General features: G+C 59.8%; 16 protein-coding genes. 6 read left to right on the forward strand and 10 right to left on the reverse strand.

Annotated features, from left to right (window positions below):
* Positions 1-110: 110 nt before the first annotated feature.
* The 9 genes from ACRZ95_RS14075 to ACRZ95_RS14115 all read right to left on the reverse strand — a co-directional run bounded on the left by ACRZ95_RS14075 (position 111) and on the right by ACRZ95_RS14115 (position 11514).
* On the reverse strand, positions 111-3296 hold the full coding sequence (locus tag ACRZ95_RS14075; protein WP_170681555.1) for an adenylate/guanylate cyclase domain-containing protein: 3186 nt from the start codon (positions 3294-3296) through the stop codon (positions 111-113).
* A gap of 146 nt (positions 3297-3442) precedes the next feature.
* Positions 3443-4246, reverse strand: a complete 804-nt coding sequence (locus ACRZ95_RS14080) for a hypothetical protein (protein WP_170681557.1) — start codon at positions 4244-4246, stop codon at positions 3443-3445.
* A gap of 117 nt (positions 4247-4363) precedes the next feature.
* Positions 4364-5257: an RDD family protein gene (locus ACRZ95_RS14085; RefSeq protein WP_170681559.1), complete on the reverse strand. Its 894-nt coding sequence runs from the start codon at positions 5255-5257 to the stop codon at positions 4364-4366.
* Positions 5254-6249 carry a stage II sporulation protein M gene (locus tag ACRZ95_RS14090; protein WP_170681561.1) on the reverse strand — a complete coding sequence of 332 codons (996 nt, stop codon included), beginning with the start codon at positions 6247-6249 and terminating at the stop codon, positions 5254-5256. The genes ACRZ95_RS14085 and ACRZ95_RS14090 overlap by 4 nt, the downstream gene beginning before the upstream one ends.
* On the reverse strand, positions 6249-7493 hold the full coding sequence (locus ACRZ95_RS14095) for a DUF58 domain-containing protein (protein WP_480555086.1): 1245 nt from the start codon (positions 7491-7493) through the stop codon (positions 6249-6251). The genes ACRZ95_RS14090 and ACRZ95_RS14095 overlap by 1 nt, the downstream gene beginning before the upstream one ends.
* Positions 7494-7528: 35 nt before the next feature.
* Complete coding sequence (locus ACRZ95_RS14100) at positions 7529-8485, reverse strand: AAA family ATPase (protein WP_170681562.1); 957 nt, start codon at positions 8483-8485, stop codon at positions 7529-7531.
* Entirely contained in the window at positions 8475-9785 is a 1311-nt protein-coding gene (locus tag ACRZ95_RS14105; protein ID WP_170681564.1) for a hypothetical protein, read from the reverse strand. The genes ACRZ95_RS14100 and ACRZ95_RS14105 overlap by 11 nt, the downstream gene beginning before the upstream one ends.
* Positions 9782-10480, reverse strand: a complete 699-nt coding sequence (locus ACRZ95_RS14110) for a DUF4129 domain-containing protein (protein ID WP_170681566.1) — start codon at positions 10478-10480, stop codon at positions 9782-9784. Before ACRZ95_RS14110 ends, ACRZ95_RS14105 begins: the two co-directional genes overlap by 4 nt.
* A gap of 146 nt (positions 10481-10626) precedes the next feature.
* Positions 10627-11514: a MurR/RpiR family transcriptional regulator gene (locus ACRZ95_RS14115; RefSeq protein WP_170379200.1), complete on the reverse strand. Its 888-nt coding sequence runs from the start codon at positions 11512-11514 to the stop codon at positions 10627-10629.
* Positions 11515-11651: 137 nt separating this feature from the next.
* Here ACRZ95_RS14115 and ACRZ95_RS14120 point away from each other — a divergent pair, with 137 nt between their 5' ends.
* The 6 genes from ACRZ95_RS14120 to ACRZ95_RS14145 are packed head-to-tail and all read left to right on the forward strand — an operon-like array spanning position 11652 to position 17098.
* The gene (locus ACRZ95_RS14120; protein ID WP_480555089.1) at positions 11652-12734 is read left to right on the forward strand and encodes an alcohol dehydrogenase family protein; all 1083 of its coding nucleotides are present in this window, start codon (positions 11652-11654) and stop codon (positions 12732-12734) included.
* Positions 12731-13309, forward strand: coding sequence for a dimethylsulfonioproprionate lyase family protein (locus ACRZ95_RS14125; RefSeq protein WP_170681569.1), 579 nt, complete (start codon positions 12731-12733; stop codon positions 13307-13309). Before ACRZ95_RS14120 ends, ACRZ95_RS14125 begins: the two co-directional genes overlap by 4 nt.
* The gene (locus tag ACRZ95_RS14130) at positions 13306-14412 is read left to right on the forward strand and encodes an enolase C-terminal domain-like protein (RefSeq protein ID WP_170681571.1); all 1107 of its coding nucleotides are present in this window, start codon (positions 13306-13308) and stop codon (positions 14410-14412) included. The genes ACRZ95_RS14125 and ACRZ95_RS14130 overlap by 4 nt, the downstream gene beginning before the upstream one ends.
* Before the next feature lie 23 nt (positions 14413-14435).
* Positions 14436-14693, forward strand: coding sequence for a cupin domain-containing protein (locus ACRZ95_RS14135; protein ID WP_170681606.1), 258 nt, complete (start codon positions 14436-14438; stop codon positions 14691-14693).
* Positions 14690-15799: a mandelate racemase/muconate lactonizing enzyme family protein gene (locus tag ACRZ95_RS14140; protein ID WP_170681573.1), complete on the forward strand. Its 1110-nt coding sequence runs from the start codon at positions 14690-14692 to the stop codon at positions 15797-15799. The genes ACRZ95_RS14135 and ACRZ95_RS14140 overlap by 4 nt, the downstream gene beginning before the upstream one ends.
* Positions 15800-15826: 27 nt before the next feature.
* Positions 15827-17098, forward strand: coding sequence for an aminotransferase class III-fold pyridoxal phosphate-dependent enzyme (locus tag ACRZ95_RS14145; RefSeq protein ID WP_170681575.1), 1272 nt, complete (start codon positions 15827-15829; stop codon positions 17096-17098).
* 214 nt (positions 17099-17312) lie between these two features.
* Here ACRZ95_RS14145 and hemC read toward each other — a convergent pair whose 3' ends face one another.
* Positions 17313-18275: a hydroxymethylbilane synthase gene (hemC, locus tag ACRZ95_RS14150; protein ID WP_170681577.1), complete on the reverse strand. Its 963-nt coding sequence runs from the start codon at positions 18273-18275 to the stop codon at positions 17313-17315.
* Positions 18276-18380 lie beyond the last annotated feature (105 nt).

Below are 18380 nucleotides of genomic sequence, written 5' to 3' on the forward strand. Positions count from 1 at the left end.
TTAACCCACTGTTTTTCAAATTCAATATATACCTTTCAGTAACTTGCAGGCATAGTTCCGCACTTCCACTCCGCCGCAACCTTAAATATTGGCAAATTTCGGATAAACTTCTAGGCCAACTCGGCCAGAGCCGTGTCGATCCGGGACAGCATCGGGGATTGGCCCGCGGTTTCAACGATGACGCGGGCTTTGCTCAGGTGTTGCACGGCCAATTGCTTCTTCTTGCGCGCTTTGTAGAGCAACCCAAGGATCATGTCGCAGCGGGCGATATAATGCCCTTTGTCGTCGAATTGGGGGTTGCTGCGCACCTCGTCCAGCATCGCAACCAGTTTCTTTTCGCCAAAGAACAGCACCCAAAGGATTGAGCGGAAGTTCCGAAGAAAGACACCAGCCGACGCTCCGCCCTCACCCGTCAGGATGGCAAGATACATTTCGCACAGGAATAAACGCGCCCAATCGGCCGAGACTTTGGTGCCTTCGTCCGTGCGCTTTTGAACGGCTCGCTCGATCTGCCGTAGCCCGTCGGCGATGCGTCCCTTCAGAGCGTAGGCTACCCCGAGCATCGTTGCCGGGCCCATGGTGAACAGGGTCCAGCCGTGTTCATTGCAATTGTCTATATGGGCCTCAATGATCTCGATCGCGCCGGGTGTTTCCGTGGGCACCATGGCTGATACGCGGGCGGCCTCGGCGATGGCGCGTTCGAACTCGACTTTTGAAGCCTTGTGCGCCTCTTCCGCGATGGCCAGCGCCTTTTCGTGGTCATCGGCGACCATGGCGATCAGGGCTTTCATCGCTGTGCCATAGCCCAAAGCCCTTGGGTCGTTGGTCTTTTTGCCCAGTGCTATCATCTTGTCTGCGGTGGCGTGTGCGCGGGCGACCCGTCCGCGCGTCAGTTCGTTCCAACCGATGGTGGCGAGGTAGAAGTTCTGGATATAGGCGTCGTCGATCTTTTCCAGTTCGGCCTCGATCATGCGCGCCTTTGCTTCGAACTCGGCGTTAGAAATCGGGGAGAAATAGATCGACACCGAAAGCTCATTCACCATGGCATAGGCCCGTGAGGCCGGATCGCCAAGGCGCTCAGCCATGGCGGTCAGATCCTGTTGCACCCAGTGCGCCTCACGGTATTTGCCATTACAGACAAGACAGGACACGTAGTGGTGCAGGAACAGCGCGTGATGAGAGCTGTCGCCCACCTGTTCAAGGATGGGGCGCACGGACCCGGCAAGGTCAATGATCGTTTTGACCCTGAGCGAGATGTTCGAACACAGCGCAAAGCTGGCCAGAAACGCGGCGAACTCGGACTTTGAGGCGCAGTCTGGGTCGCTTTCATAGAGGGCATAGGCTGCCGTGTAGTAGTTGTTGGCCTCATCCAGCGAATAGACACCCAGAGACTTGTCCCCGGCCATCGCCGTATACCGGAACGCTTTGTCGGTCTGGTCCGTCTGGCTGTAGTGATAAGCCAACATTTCGGCCACTTCCTGCAGGCGGTTTGCGTTGCGCAGAACCAGACACTCGGCCACTTCAAGATGCAGGCCCGCGCGGCGGGTGGCCACAAGGCTTTGATACACGGCATCGCGCAGTAGGACATGCTTGAACACGTAGTCCGAGGAGTTTTCGTCGCGATACAGCACGTCCTGAGCCTGAAGTCGCTGCAGGGCGTCACCGGTTTCGCCGGGGTCTTTGGCCAGTTGCGAGAGCAGACCGGGATCAAACCGTCGCCCAATTACGGCGGCGGCTTGCAGCAGGTCTCGATCTTCGGTCGACAGACGATCAACGCGGGTGGTCAGCAGGTTAAGCATGCTGGCCGGCAGATCGGCCTGCGCCATGTCGATATCCAGATGCGCTTCGGCAGCGTCGACCCGCAGACTGCCTTGTTCCAGCAGATAGGTTAGGATTTCTTCGCCAAACAGCGGATTGCCACCGGCACGTTCGGCCAGTTGCCGGTCCAGTCCAGCGGGCAAAGTGGTCACGCCCAGCCGATTGCGCGCCAGGTTGGCGAAATCTTCGGTCACCAGCGGTTTCAGCGCGATGGTCCGAACCTTGTCGTCATCGCGCCAAGCAGGCGTGTATTCCGGGCGGTGCGTCTGGATCAGCAACAAGTTGGTCAGGTCCGACCGGTTGACGATGCCCTGCAACAGCTCTTCCGAGGCGCTGTCGATCCAGTGGCTGTCTTCGATGAACAGGATCACGGGCTGCTTGGCGCATCGCGCTTTCAGCAGCTCGGGCAGCAATTCACGGGTGCGCAGGCCAATGAGAACGCCGTCAAGCCCGTCCAATGCGTCCGGCGGTGGTGTCAGGCCAAGCAGGTTCATCAGCAGGCCCAAATTCTGTTGAGAAAAGCACTCCCAAGCTTTCAGGCCGGTTTCGATCTTGTAGGCGATGCGGGTTGGGTTGTCCTGATCCTTGATGCGGAACCCGGTTCGGACAATCTCGATGATCGGGAGGAAGGGAACCTGCTGCCGATCCGCAAAACAATAGCCAGTCAGGACGTCAATCTGATCGCGGGGCAGGCGGTTGAGGAACTCGAACACAAGCCGGGTTTTGCCCAAGCCTGGTTCCGCCACCAGATCCACCACCGAAACGCCGTTGCGCGCCCGAGCCAATGAATCAGCCAATTGAGTCAGTTCGCTTTCGCGCCCCACATAGGTGCTGAGACCACGCGCGACCGAGGCATCAAATCGCGAGGCATCGGCCCGTACGGATTGCAGTTGCCACAATTTCTGAGGGGCAGCGAGACCTTTGAGTTGATGTTCCCCATCAAAGCGCAGCTCAGTCACCCATTCGACAAGGCTGCGGGTCTTGTCGCAGATCAGCGTACCCCCCGATGGGGCCAGGTTTTCGATGCGCGACGCCATGTTGACCGTGCTGCCCACCGCTGTTGCCGGGCCGTCTGCGCCCTGTACGGCAGCCATCAGAACGGTGCCGGAACTGATGCCGACCCGCATCTGAGGGCGCACACCAAAGCGGGCCTCGATCTTTTGGGCGGATGCGCGGAAAGCGTGATGAATGGCGTCGGCGGCGCGGCAGGCCCGTTCGGCCGGGTCCTCTAGCGCGTCAGGGATGCCGAACAGCGCCATGATGCTGTCCCCGGCAAAATCGCGGACCGTGCCGCCATGCTGTGATACCGCACCCGAGAGGGTGTCGTAGACCAGACGCACAAACTCCAACGCTTGTTCTTCGTCCAGTTTCGAGACGATCGATGTATAGCCAACCATATCCGCAAACAGGACCGAGACCTGGCGCCGCTGCCCCAGATCGCCCTGTTGTTGTGAAGATATGACCCCGCCGTCCTGCATTACCACCGGAGTGATACAGCAGCAAAGCACGCGCCGCCAGCCGTTGCGGACATGTTGGTGTTATTGGCCTGTGAAATGTACGCGAAAATGTCACGCAGATACGCGCAGATGCCCGCAGCCCTGTGATCGGGCTGCGGGGCGTGGACTTACTTGAACACGTCCACCAGATCTGAGACGCTGACACCTTCCTTGATCTCCTTCAGGCGAGCAAAGATCAGCGCGATGGTGATGCTGAGCCAACCGTAGGCAATCGCGTTGAGCGCGGCCTCAAAAAAGACCCAGGGACCCAAAGATGCCGTTGGATCAGCAATTCCGGAAAACCCGAACGCAGCTGCGAAAACAAATGTGACTACCATGACGACCAGCACAATACATATACCCATCAGGATCAGCGCGCCGATGATGGGCCATCGGTAGTTCTTGGTCAGAGTCGCGCTGCGTCCCATCGCGCCGAACCCGGCCTTGTCGATCACGATGGCCGGTACGATGACGGAGAATACGGCGTAGATCCAGATACCCGGCACGACCAGAAAAACAAGTCCGATAAAATACAAGATCGTGGTTACGATCGACAGAACTGCAATGGCAGGCAGGTTGACGACAGCCGCCGAGAAATAACTGCCAATACGCGCCGCGCGCCCCAGTTTTGCGTCATAGGCGAACTGTATTATCACGGCCGTGGTGACGGCATATGCGAGCAATGTGATCAGAGCCGACACGATCACACCAGAATAGAAGGCGGTATTGTCGAAACTGGCGGTGCCAATATCGTCGAAAGACTGCGCCACCGTGTAATTGTTCACAATGACTTCGATCAGGGCCGGAATGAACCCCAACAGAAGCACAAGGTGGAGCTTTTTGAAAAAGATCGAAAACGTCTCGCCGACAATGGCTCCGACGCCTAGGGGCATGTGAGCCTCGGGGTATTCGGGATTGGCTGTATCTGTCATTTTTTGTTCCAAACCATTCTAATGTTCTGTCTCTGATAGAGCCTTTAGAACGGGTTCATCCTCAAGACGAGTTTCGTTTTTCTGCTTCTCGCTTGGGTAAATCTGCAACAGGCGTGGTTAGCCTTGTTTGTCTGCCTCGCCGTGGAATTTATCGGCGCGTTTGTCGCCGAACAACTGGCGCTGTTCCAAGAAGGCGCGTTGTGCTTTGTAGAAGGCCTCGAGAAAGGCAAGCTGGTCTTCGGGGCGGACCGCATCGGCGTAGTCGATCTTGCGCCGGACCTGTTCGAAAATTGCGGCCATGGTTTCCTTTTTCCGTTTGTGTGCCTCGGGCCCGGTCGAGCGTGCCGCGCCGCGCAAAAACCCTTCGAGGGTCTGCAACTCGAACGCGCCGTAATGTTCAAGCTGATGGGTCAGAAATTGGAATCGGGGCTGGGTGGCGGTGGCGGGCTTGATTGCTTTGGACATATCGGGCAGCAGGATCGGCTTGGGCAGGTGGATCACATAGGTGCCTGCGATAATGTCCCCCAGCCGTTGGCTGCGCTTGTTGAACACCGGCACCGCAACCACGCCCAGTATCCAGGCCAGCGAGATCAGCGAAGGGATCAGGGCCTCGGCATTCAGGGTCAGAACCAGCGTGCCAGGCAGAAAAATCTCGGCCTCTTTCATCAGGTTGCGAACGACGAGGGATTGCGTTGTCAGCGCCTGACCATCGGCCGAGACCACCTTGATCTTCATCATGCGCTTACCGATGGTCTGGCCATTCCACACCAACTCGGACGCGGCGTAGTAGGGGATGCGGATGATGAAGAACAGCATCGCGGCAACGGCCACAAGCGCCTCGGGCGGGACAACGTCGATGGCCAGCAAAAGCAGGAAGAAGGCGACGGCGCCGACCCCAGTAATCAGGATGTCGGCGAATTGGGCGGCCATGCGCACGCCCACACCCGCAACCCGGAAGTACAGCGGCACACCTTCGGGGGGCAGTAGACGGTCGAGTTTGGGTTGGGTCATGACCGTTTCCTTCCGCCCATGCAGAACCACAGCAGCCACAGCGCACCGATCCCCCAGCCGATGGCGATGCGCGTGGTGCGGTCCTGTACCAACTGCCTACCGAAACCTTCCAGCAGGGCGGCGGCGACCAGCATCATGGCGGCAATCAGCGCCAGTTTCACCGCATCATGCCCGGCGGCCCGCAATGCCGCGCGGCGTGTGAGCTGGCCGGGGAACAATACGGCGAGGCCCAGTTTCAACCCGCCCGCGCCCGCGATGCAGATCGCCGAAAGCTCGGTCACGCCGTGGATCGACAACCAGCCGAAAAGGTCCCAGCCCAAGCCCCGATCAATGTGCAGCGCATAAAACACGCCCAAAATCAGCCCGTTATAGAATAGCAAGAGAACCGTTGGCGCGCAGAGGAATGCCCCAAGCCCAAACACAAAGATCGCGATACGTGTGTTGTGCGAGAACAGGTAAGTAGCAAAAGCCCCCAGCCCGGATCCGTCCTCCTCGCCATAGATGGCCGAGCGCAGATAGTCCGTACTGGCATCTGGCCCGCGCCCCCCGGCCAGTTCGGTGGGCATGAAGACGAAGAACCATTCGGGATTGTCGAAGTAGAAGAAATACCCGGCGATAGCGCCAGCCGCCATGCACAGAAACCCCAAAAGGGTGACGCGCCAGGAGGACCGCATCGCTTGTGGCCCACCGCTGGTCAGGAACTTGCGGATGATCCCGCCCAGCCGTTGTTGCGGGGCGTAGACACTCAGATAGGCGCGGCTTGTCAGCGCCTCGAGATACTCCAGCAACCCGCGATCCAATGAGATTTCGCGCGCGATGGATAGTGATGTTGTGGCCTGCCGGTAGAGGTCGGCCAGATCGCGCGCCTCTTGAAAGCTCATGCGGTGCAGGCCCTGACCTTCGGCCTTGTCGACCAGATCGGACAAGCGTCGCCAGTCGCCTTCGCGTTCCTGCCGGAACCGGGCCGAGCGGATCAGGTCAGCGTTGGACATCAGATCATCTCTCGCGCTTTGATTTCCAGATAGGTGGAGATCAGCCGCGCCGAGATCTCGCTCGGTTCGGCGTCAATCACGGTCACGCCGATCTGTTGCAGCCGTTCCAGCACAAGGCGGCGTTCGCGCAGAAGCTGCCCGGTCGAAACGGTCTCGGCCACGTCGTTCATGTCCTGCGGAGCCGTGTTGACCTGCGCATCGAGGACTGGATCACGCAGGGTGACGAAAACGATCAGGTGCCGCTTGGCCAGCGCGTTGATGTTCTCGACCATCAGCTCTGCCGAGGTGGTATCGACGAAATCCGAAAACACGGTGATCAGGCTGCGTTTCGGGGTGCGCCCGTTCAGCTCGGTCATGGCGAGGGTGTGGTTGGTCTCGACGCTTTCATATTGCAGCTCGGCTGTGCGGCTGCGCAGTCGGGTGAACGCTGCGCGCCCCGGTTCGGGGGGCAGGAACATGCGCGGCTTGGCGTCATAGGCGTAAAGTCCGACCAGATCCCCCCCGATGGCTGCGGCCCAGGCGGTGGCAAGTGCCGCGGTGATGGCATGGTCGATCTTGGGCAGGCCCGCAATCTCCTCGCGCATCTGATAGCCGTTGTCCAAGGCGATGATGACATGGTGGTTGCGCTCGGCCCGAACCTCTTTGGCGACCAAAGACCGATGCCGCGCTGACCGCTTCCAGTCGATCGAGTTCGCATCCATGCCGGGTACGAAATCCCTCAACTGGTGAAACTCGGTACCCTCACCGATGGCGCGGTTTTCCTTTACGCCGAACAGACGGGATTGGACCGTTGTCGAAATTTCACCCGATTGTACACGGCGGATGTTGGGCACGATCGCCAGTTCAAGCCCAAAGGCGATTTTCGGGACGAATTCGAACAGTTTGAACCGGGAAGACCAGCTGAGCCATAGATGCGAGAGGCGCCATTTTCCCCGGCGAATGGCGCGAAATGGAATGCGCATCTGACCGCTGGACAGATCGAACCGGGCCGGTCCTTCTATGCCTTCGGGCCAGTGTACCTGTCCGGTCATGCCTGAGGTCGCTGGGGTGACGATCAAGGCGATCTCGTCCTGTTCGCCCACGAATATATCGCCCAGCGGCTCGACCGAGACAGAACGGCGGCGTGGCCAGGACAGTAGCAGGTCACCTACGGCCAGCACGCACAGAACCACCCACGGCACCCCGGCTACGGTGCGGGTTGCTTCGCCCATGACAACGGCGACCAGTGACAGGCCAAGCGCCACGCAGGCCGCCACCAGCAATATGCGCGAGGGACGGATCAGCGGGGGGCCTCGATCTGGTTGAGGATGTTCTCCAATACCTGCTGAGGCCCGCGGCCTTCGATTTCGGCGGCGGGGGACAGAACGATGCGGTGTTGCAGCGCGTGGATGATCAGTGTTTTGACGTCATCAGGAATGGCAAAATCGCGCCCGTTCAGCGCAGCCGTTGCACGGGTCGCCCCGGCAATGGCATCCGCCGCGCGGGTCGAGGCGCCAAAGGCGATATCCGCGCTTTCACGTGTCGCGCGCACGAGACGCAGGATATAGGCCAGAATGTCGTCATCCAGCACGATCTCATCAATCAACTGCCGGGCCGCTGCCATTGTCTGGGCATCCAGCAGAGGGCGCACTGTTTGCGTCGCACTCAAGGGGTCCAGAGGTGCATTGGCGTGTTTGCGCAGGATCGATAGTTCGACGTCTTCGGGCGGGAAGCTGAGGTTCACTTTGAACAGGAAACGGTCCAACTGCGCCTCGGGCAGCGGGTAGGTGCCTTGTTGTTCGATCGGGTTTTGGGTGGCAACAACGATGAACTCGGACCCCAGCGAATGGTCGGTGCCGTCGATGGTCACCATGCGTTCGTTCATCGCCTGCAGCAAGGCGGCTTGGGTCTTGGGCGGCGCGCGGTTGATCTCATCCGCCAGCAGAATCTGGCTGAAGACGGGGCCCTTGGTAAGAACAAACTCACTGGTCTGGAAATTGTAGATCGAGGTACCCAGAACGTCGCCCGGCATCAAGTCAGGTGTGAACTGAATACGCCCGAACTCAAGGTTCAACGCCCCAGCAAAGCTGCGCGCCAGAAGCGTCTTGGCGGTGCCCGGAGGCCCCTCAAGCAGCACGTGACCTCGCGCAAACAACGCCGTTAGCAGCAGGTCAACCGCCTCTTGCTGGCCTTGCACAACTTTACCGATTTCAGCCCTGAGGCTTTCGGCATGGGAAAACAATTCATCAAGCGTCATCGGCAAGTTGCTCCAGTATCAACTCAAATTGGTCCACATAGGGAATGGCATGTTCCGGTCCAAGATGCGGGGGCAGGGCGCGGATGGATGCGACCAGATCTTCCAATTTTGCAGTCAGGTCCGGCTTTCGGGCGCGAATGTAGGTGAGGTACGCCTCCTCAGGCGCGCCGCGCAGGGCGTGCGAGGTACCGAACACCGATGCCGCGCGGGCGCGCAGGCGGGTGTCGACGAAGTCCGACAGCAGCGCACCGTCCTGATCCGTCATGCGCATCAATCGGGCCCGGACCCGGTTGGCGGTGCGTTTGCCCGAACCGAGGCCAAGCGATAGATCAGCGACCGGCCCGCTGCGCACCCCACCGCGCCAGACCGCAAGGGCCAGCAGAAGCCCCGCACCGATCCAAAGGGTCAGGAAGGGTGGTTCGAACAGGCGCTTCAGGTCGTCCCAGGTGCGTTCGCGCGCGACATGCTGTTGCGGGTCGGTCAGCCAGTTGCGGTCGCTATAGTCGATGATGATCCGCTTCTCGCCCGCGATCCCGGCCAACACTTGCGCCGCGATCCGGGCGTTGTCCCCCAAAACCAGCCCATGGTTGTTCATCAGATCCGGGTCGGACAGAACATAGATCTTCTGTTGTTCACGGTCGCGCGGCAGTGGGCAAAGGCCTAAAACCATAGCGCCCCGACGCCCCACCAGCGGCTCGCAGCCTTGCCCGTCAAAGACCTGCGCCGCATAAAGGCGGGCGGTCAGCGCATCGTCAGAGGCCACGTCAAAGTCGGTGAATGGAACGCGGGCCGAGCGGATTGTGCCGACATCCGAACCAACAATCCCATGTAGAACGCCCTCGATCCCTTCTTCGGGGGACAACAGAATAGGGTGCCCCAACCCGGTCAGCCTCAGGCCCGAGCGCCATTTGGGCAAGATCACAAGGCTGGGGGTGGACTGCGCCTTGTCGCGGATCACGTCCAGAGTCTGATCGAACTCATCCGGTTGCAGTAGCAGTTCGTCTTTGGTCTGCGCGCGCGCGCGATCTTTGCCCGGCTGAGTGTCATAGATGGGCTGGATCAACAGGCCAATAGTGCTGCGGTCCAGCGGCCAGCCGCCGGTAAAGGTTTGTGCGATGTGGCCTTGATCACGCAGCCATAGCTCTAGCCCGTCGAACCCGGTCGAGGAGTCGCGCAGCGCATATTGCCGGCCGGCCATCACATAGAGGAAAATGCCGATGCACAGCGCGCCGATGATGCCAAAGATGATCCAGTCGACCCGGACCCGCTCGGGTGCTGCAATATTGGCCGTATCGCTCATGCGCGGACCTCGCGCAGAATTGGGCGGATGCGCGCCAGCAGCGCGTTGAAGTCGGGATCGCTGATGGAGCGGTGGCCGAAATGCACCCGTTCACTTTCCAGCACCAGCGCGCGCAAGTCGGAGATGTACCAGAGGCTCTGCGGCAGTCTGCGCAGCGCCTCGCGGTGGGTCCAGCTGCGCTTGAAAAGAACCTCATTGGCGCTGAGGCAACGGGTCAGGACCAGTTGCGCCAGCCCGACGACGGCCTGGTTGCGATCCTCCTGCCTCAGAATGGCGTCCAGATCGGGCAATTCCTCGTCTGTCTCGGGCGCGTCCACTGACGGCTTTCCGGCGCGCTTTGCGTTGCTTGCCCCCGACCCGAAAGAAACCGACGTTCGACCCACGCTGAGGTACAGGATCCATGCCAACACGGCCAGAACCAGTGCCGCGATGATCCCCACCGTCCAGTTGGTATCAAGAGAGACGGTCTGAGATTCCGCCTCGGGTTTGGGTGAGAATTTGGTGTCCAGCGGAGGGGCCGGTTGGGTGGGGTCGAAATACACCACATCCGTGTCGATCCCGCGATAGCGAACGGTCTTTAGATAGTCCTGTCCCGAAGGGCTAAGTTCAGTCGGCGAAAGCGCTTTGTCTTGCGCTGTCGCCAGTGTGGGAGCGCAGAAAAGAAACGATAGAAATAGGGCCGTCAAAAAACGCATTGGGCTATCGTTAGTTCACTCTCGTCATGCATGCAATCGGCAGAATGCGCCTCGCGCATGGATTGACCACGGCGGGTACTCGACCGGTGTTTGTCGCGCCCATGTGGCGATTTCATGACAGGTTTGCAGAGCGAGGTCGGGTGTGACTATTCGGGCTCTTCCGCGTAGAGGCCAAGCTCATGCCTGCGCTGGTGGAACCGCGCGACGCGATCAACGATTTCATCACTGGAAACGGCGATCACGAAGGACAAAAGCGTCTCAAGCAAAGCAATGGTCGAGACCGACGAGGGGAAGAACTGCGGCGTGTCCGCAGACAGAACAAACCCGTGCTGTGCGTTCAGGATCACAGGGCTGGCCGGGCTGTCCGAGATGCCAACGACCGTCATACCTTGCTGGCGCGCCAGCTTGATCGCCTCGATCACTTCGGTCCGATAGGGGTGGCAGGTAATCGCAATGAGCACGTCCTGTTCATCCGCCCAAGCCAGATCGTCCACCGGGGTCGAGCCGGAACGGGGGATGGCGTGAAACTGCTTCATGCCGGTCGAGGCGAGATAGGTGAAGTTGCGGGCGTTCGAGTTGTTCACCCCAACGCCTAGCGTAAAGATCTGGCGGCAATTCCAGATATCCTCGGCAGCGGCCTGCAGTTGTTTGGCGTCGATCCTGGCAAAGGTCTCTTCGATATTGCGGATCGCCGCGCCGATCATATCGGCATAGAGCCCGCCCAGCTCACCGGACTTACCGATATCCTGAAGCCACCGGGCGCGGTCAGGAAATGAGACCGATCCCTGCCGGATCGCCTGTCGGAACGGGGCGCGAAAATCCTCATAGCCTTCAAAGCCGACTTGTCGGGCCATGCGGACAAAGGTGTTGGGTTTGACATTGGCGGCTTCGGCAATTTCACGCACGGTTGAGACACCGACATCGGTGGGGTTCTCCAACACATAGCGCGCGGCCTTTTGGGCCTCGGGTGTCAGGGCCTCCCACTCCTCGGCCAGACGGTCGAGAACGATTGATGATACATTTGTGTCATTCATTGTTGACCGTGGTACACTTGTGAAATTAGCCTGTCGAGCAGATTCGCACACCGGGCGCACCAAGATGGTCGAAAACGCCGGTATGTGGCCCCCGAAACACCTCTGCCGACCTGCGGCGCATTTGAGGAGACTACTGGATGAGTTTGCCTGACACAATGAAGGCGATGGTGACCATGGGTCATGGCGGGTTGGAGCAGATGGTGCTGCACGAAAACTGGCCCCGCCCCGAGCCCGCTGCTGGTGAGGTGTTGATCAAGGTTGCCGCTTGCGGGCTGAACAACACGGATGTGAACACACGCTCGGGCTGGTACTCCAAGACCGTCACAGATGCGACCACGGGCGGTGCGTTTGAAGAGGTGGGCGAGGATGACCCAACCTGGGGCGGCGCTCCAATTACCTTTCCTCGCATTCAGGGTGCCGATATCTGCGGTGAAATCGTTGCCGTCGGTGCAGGCGTGGATGCAGCGCGGATTGGCCAAAGGGTGATCACCGATGGCTGGCTGCGCGATCCGGATGATCCCGAAAACATGGACAAAACGGGCTACTATGGGTCCGAACGGGATGGCGGTTTTGCTGAATACGCAACGACGCTGGCCGTCAACGCGGTGCCGATCACATCAAACCTGTCGGATGCCGAGCTTGCGACCTTCTCCTGTTCCTATTCCACGGCCGAGGGCATGCTGACCCGGGCAAATGTCACGGAAAAAGACACGGTTCTGGTTCCGGGGGCCTCAGGTGGCGTCGGAGGGGCGCTTGTGCAACTGGCCAAGCGGCGTGGCGCTCGGGTGATCGCGTTGGCGTCTGAAGCCAAACATGCCGATGTCGCAGCTCTGGGGCCAGACATGATCCTGCCGCGCGCGCCGGAAAACCTGCGTGCTGCGCTGGGCGATGAGAAGATCACTGTGGTGGCCGACGTGGTCGGTGGTCCCTACTGGGCGAAGCTGATCGACATTCTGGAACGGGGCGGGCGTTATACCTGTTCAGGTGCCATCGCTGGCCCCATGGTCGAGTTTGACCTGCGAACCTTCTACCTGCGCGATCTGACCTTCACAGGCTCGACTGTGATTGACCCGCAGGTCATGCAGAACCTCGTGAAGTACATTGAAGCGGGTGAGATCAAACCTGCACTTGCAGCCACCTATCCGCTTGAGGAACTTCGGGACGCGCAAGCCGCGTTCATTGCCAAGCAACACACTGGCAATATCGTGGTGATCCCATGACCTTGGATGATGTGCTGCAGGCCGCGCAGTTGGTGCATCAAACGCACCCCAATCTGTCCGCCTTTGGAGAATGGCCATCGGACCTTTCGGCGGTAGAACTTGAACCGAACCATATCCCTGCTGCGGATCAGGTTCGCGAGCTGACCCTCTCGGGCAGTGCTGAGACGCAGGCTTTGGTTGAGGCGATAAAGGCGACCACCCATTTGGCCCAGTGGAAACACACCTACACGGTGGAGGAGGTCGGTGCCGAGTTTCTCAGCCGCTATGGCTACTACGAATTGTTCGGCCCGACCGGTCATTTTCATTCAACCCAGCTGCGCGGCTATGTCGGCTATTGGGGGCCGGGTCTGGCCTATGGCTGGCACAGCCATCAGGCGGAGGAGCTTTACTTGACGCTGGCCGGGGGTGCTCTGTTCAAGGTCGATGGGGAAGAGGTGTTTGTCGGCCAGGGTCAGACCCGCAGTCATGAAAGCTGGCAAAGCCACGCGATGATTACAACGGATCAGCCGATCCTGACCTTCGTGCTTTGGCGTGGCGAAGGGATGGGGGATTTGCCCAGAATGGACGCAGCATGAAGATCACCCGAATCCGCGTGTTTCAAACCGGGCTGCCCTATGTCGGCGGCGCGTATGTCTGGGGTGCGGGGAACGCCATTGAGACGGCCACGGCCTCAGTCGTGGTCATCGACACGGATGCAGGTGTGCAGGGTTGTGGCGAGTTCACGCCCTGCGGCGAGAACTACATGGTCGCGCATTCCGAAGGCGTTGTGGCGCTGGCGCGGCTGGTCGCGCCGCACTTGCTGGGAGAAGATCCGCGTCAGGTTGGCCGGATCGAGCAGTTGATGGACCATCTGGTGCAGGGGCATGGCTACGCGAAGGCTCCGTTCGATGCGGCGTGCTGGGATATCCTCGGGCAGGCCTGTGATCAGCCAGTCTGGATGCTACTGGGTGGGAAGCTGACGGATGGCGCGCCTATGTACCGGGTCGCGCCGCAAAAGGCGGTAGATGAGACGGTGGCCGAGATGAATGCCTATCGCGATCAAGGCTACCGGCAATTCCAGATCAAGGTCGGGGGTGACTGGGCCGCCGATATTGACCGTATCCGGAGCACGGTTCCTTTGTTGCAACCGGGTGAAAAGGCGATGGCGGATGCCAATCAGGGCTGGCGGGTCGACAATGCCATCCGGGTGGCGCGCGCGACTCGGGATCTGGACTTCATTCTCGAACAGCCCTGCCGCACCTATGAAGAATGTCAACAGGTCCGCCGTGTCGCCGAACAACCGTTGAAGCTGGACGAATGCGTGACCGGTATCCACATGGCGCAACGCATTGTCGCAGATCGTGGGGCCGAGATCTGCTGTCTGAAAATCTCGAACCTCGGTGGGCTCAGCAAGGCGCGGCGCGTGCGGGACTATCTGGTCGAAAACCGCATTCCTGTGGTCAGTGAAGACACCTGGGGAGGTGAAATCACAAGCGCGGTCGTGGCGCATTTTGCGGCCTCGACTCCACCCGAGTATCTTCAGAACACGACTGACCTGATGAACTACAACACCCGGTCGACCGGAATTGGCGGCCCGGTGTCGCGGAATGGCAAGCTTTATGCCTCGGATACGCCTGGCTTGGGGGTCGTGCCGGATTTCGAAAGCCTCGGCGCGCCGGTAGAGGAGTTCCGCCTGTGAGAGACCAAGCCAAAGCAACCCAGATGATTGACGACGCGCGCGTACGGGTCACGCGGTTTGACTTTGCCCCCGGCGCCGAAACCGGCTGGCACCGCCACGCGATGGACTATGTGATCACCGCCGTCACCGATTGCCACATGCGTTTGGAATTGCCCGATGGAACAGTCAATGAGGTGACAGTGCCTGCCGGAACATCCTACCGCCGGGACCAAGGGGTCGAACACAATGTGATCAACGCGGGGGACCACCGCATGTCCTTTGTGGAAGTGGAACTGAAATGAAGATCACTCGACTAACGGTTTTTCAGGTCGATCTGCCGCTGGAGCATCCCTATTGGCTGTCTGGTGGGCGGCTGAAGTTCGAAAACCTCGACGCAACGATTGTGAAGGTTGAAACGGATGCGGGTCTGACGGGATGGGGTGAAGGCACGCCCTGGGGCCACACCTATGTGCCGGCACATGGGCCGGGTATCCGGGCCGGGATCGAAACCATGGCTTCTTTCATTCTGGGTCTTGATCCTCGTAAGGTGCTGGAGGTCGAGCGCGCGATGGACCTCGCACTGCCCGGTCACCTCTATGCCAAAAGCCCGATTGATATGGCCTGCTGGGACATCGCTGGTCAGGCCGCGGGTCTGCCGATTGCCGATCTGATGGGCGGAGGCTCGCGCACGCCGCGCCCGATTGCCTCGTCCGTCGGGGCGAAGACCGTTGTGGAAACCCGCGAAGTCATCGAACGCTATCGCAGCCGGGGTTACATCGCGCATTCGGTCAAGATCGGTGGTGATGTGGAGAGAGACATCGCCCGCGTTCGGGATGTGGAAAGCCTCCGCCGACCGGGTGAAATTGTCCTCTACGACGTCAATCGAGGCTGGACTCGGCAACAGGCTCTGCGCGTGATGAGCGCCTGTGAGGACCTGAACGTGATGTTCGAACAGCCGGGCGAGACGCTGGACGACATCGCAGCGATATCGGCGAAACATGCCTCGCCCGTCTCGGTGGATGAGTCGCTTGTCACCTTGCAGGACGCCGCCCGGATCGCGCGGGATGGTCTGGCCGAGATATTCGGGATCAAGCTGAACCGGGTTGGTGGGCTGACCAAGGCTGCGCGGATGCGGGACATTGCGTTGGCTCATGGGATCGACATGTTCGTCATGGCCACTGGAGGCTCCGTGCTGGCCGATACTGAAGCGCTGCATCTGGCCGCCACCATCCCCGATGACAATTGCCACGCCGTCTGGGCCTGTCAGGACATGATCACCGTCGACATCGCAGGTGGGCGCGGCCCGCGCAACGTGGACGGCCATCTGCATCTGCCCGACACGCCCGGCCTTGGTGTGCATCCCGACGAAGACGCTCTGGGCGCCCCGGCGGCCGTTTATAGCCTCTGATTTTCTTGACGATGGAGATCGCGTGATATGCTCAAGATAAACACTCAATCCGAATGGATCGACCGCGCCAAGGCGGCTCTGCCGGCGGGTGGGTTCGGCAATTTCGACCCTGGCATCATGGTCTCACGCGGCGAAGGCAGCCGCGTCTGGGATGAGGATGGGAACGAATACATCGACTACCTGATTGGCTCGGGCCCGATGCTTTTGGGTCATGGCCACCCCGAAGTGCTTGAGGCCGTTCTGGAGCAACTGCCCAAGGGCATGACCTTCTTTGCAAATAACAGCAAAGGTGTCGAACTGGCCGAGGCGATCATTGACGCCGTGCCTTGCTGTGAACAGGTGCGCTTTGTCGCCTCGGGCGGTGAGGCGGATATGTACGCGATCCGTCTGGCGCGCGCCTATACCGGTCGGGACAAGATCCTGAAATTCGAAGGCGGCTATCACGGCATGAGCGCCGAAGCGCAGATGAGTCTCGCCCCCAGCCGCGAGGTGAATTTCCCGCAAGCCGTGCCTGACAGTGCTGGTATTCCTTCAGGCGTCGCCGAACAGATGCTGATCGCGCCCTTCAACGACCTTGAGGCGGTCGAGACCTTACTAAACGAACATGACGATATCGCCGCGATCATGGCAGAGCCTTTGCAGCGCATCATTCCCCCACTGCCGGGATATCTGCAGGGCCTGCGCGCGCTGTGTGACAAATACAATGTGCTGCTGATCTTTGATGAGATCGTCACCGGTTTCCGTCTGGCCTATGGCGGGGCGCAGGAACGGTACGGTGTGACACCCGATATCTGCACGCTGGGTAAAATCACCGGCGGTGGCTTCCCTCTGGCCGCGCTGGGCGCAAGCGCTGAGATCATGAAGCATTTCGACAAATCGCAGGTGGGTGAGGCCGGATGGCTGATGCAGTTGGGCACTCTGTCAGGTAACCCTGTGGCCTCGGTCGCCGGGTTGAAAACGATGGAGATTTTGCGGCGCGAGGGGACATATGAGCAGCTGCGCGCAACAGGCGCGGCCTTGCAGCAGATGCAGGTGGATGAGCTAACGAAAGCGGGTATTCCCCATCAGATCTGCGGCGACGAAACGCTGTTTGACGTCTATTTCACCGAAACCCCCTGCCGCGACTACCGCAGCGCTAGACACGACGACCCCAAACGGAACGCGCTCTACAATGATGTTCTACGGGAGAACGGGATTTTCAAATCTCCGGGCAAACTCTACCCGTCTCTGGCGGTGACCGAGGCCGATCTGGAGCAAACGCGCGAAGCGGTGAAACAAGCGGTCGCGGCACTGGGCTGATCAAAAGAAAACGGGCCGCTGTCGAAATTGACAGCGACCCGTTCACCTATTGCAGTCTGGGCGTAGCCTCGCCCCCTCGAATACTTGTTAAAACACCAACAATCTGAAAACTTTCGATACTTTCGAGGCTATCCAGTCTTGCAACCGGTATAGCCTATTAATGCCTGTCTTTTCGGAATGCCACAGTGAACAAGTTCACTTTGGTTAAAATTATTTAGGATTTTTTCCAATCGAAGAAACCGGGGCCTGCCTGACGCAGCAGAGTGCCGGCCATTTCCCAGCCCATCTCGGTGGCGTCTTCAATTGCGCCCGTTGTGTTTTCCGCAATGGCCTCGGATCCGTCGGGGCGCAGAACCTCGCCCCGCAGCCGCATTTGACCGTTCTCGATTTCGCAAAGCCCGGCGATGGGGGTCTCGCAAGATCCGTCCAGCCCGGCCAGTAGCGCACGCTCCGCTGTCAGACGTTGACCGGTTTCAGCGTGATGAATCGCTTCAAGCAGTTCGGCGGCCCGGCTGTCTGTTTCGCGGCGTTCAATGCCGATCGCGCCTTGCGCGATGGCGGGCAGTATATCGTCCGTCGAAATCGCGGTGGCAGGGACGTCCTCCATCCCCAGTCTACGGATGCCGGCCATGGCCAGAAAGGTGCAATCAGCCACGCCGTCCGCCAGTTTCTTCAGGCGGGTCTGCACGTTGCCACGAAATTCAACCACATTCAGGTCAGGGCGGCGGTTCAGCAATTGAGCCCTACGCCGCAGGGATGAGGTGCCGACAACGGCGCCCTCGGGCAGGTCGTGGATCGAAGTGAATTGCGGGGAAATGAACGCATCGCGCACATCCTCTCGAGGCAAAAACGTATCCAACACCAGCCCAGCGGGCTGTTCGACGGGCATATCCTTGGTCGAATGAACGGCGATATCGATATCGCCGCGCAGCATCGCCTCTTCGATTTCCTTCGTGAAAAGGCCTTTGTTGCCGATCTCTTTCAACGGGCGATCTGCGTCGATCATGGCGCGGTTGTCGCCGGTGGTTTTGATCACCACGATCTCAAACGCCTCATCGCTCAACCCAAATGCATTGCGCAGCCTCTGGCGGGTCTCATAAGCTTGCGCCAATGCCAGCGGAGAGCCTCGGGTGCCAATTTTGAGCGGCGATGCGGGGGTGGGCAGAGTCAGTGTCATGGACACCAGCTTTAGTCGCGTCACATTGCCCTGACAATGGGGGCAGTGCTTGACAAATTGCCACTGAGCGCCGACCCGTGGACGAAACGCAAGATTGAGGGCGAT

The organism is Ruegeria sp. AI3, from assembly GCF_056541245.1.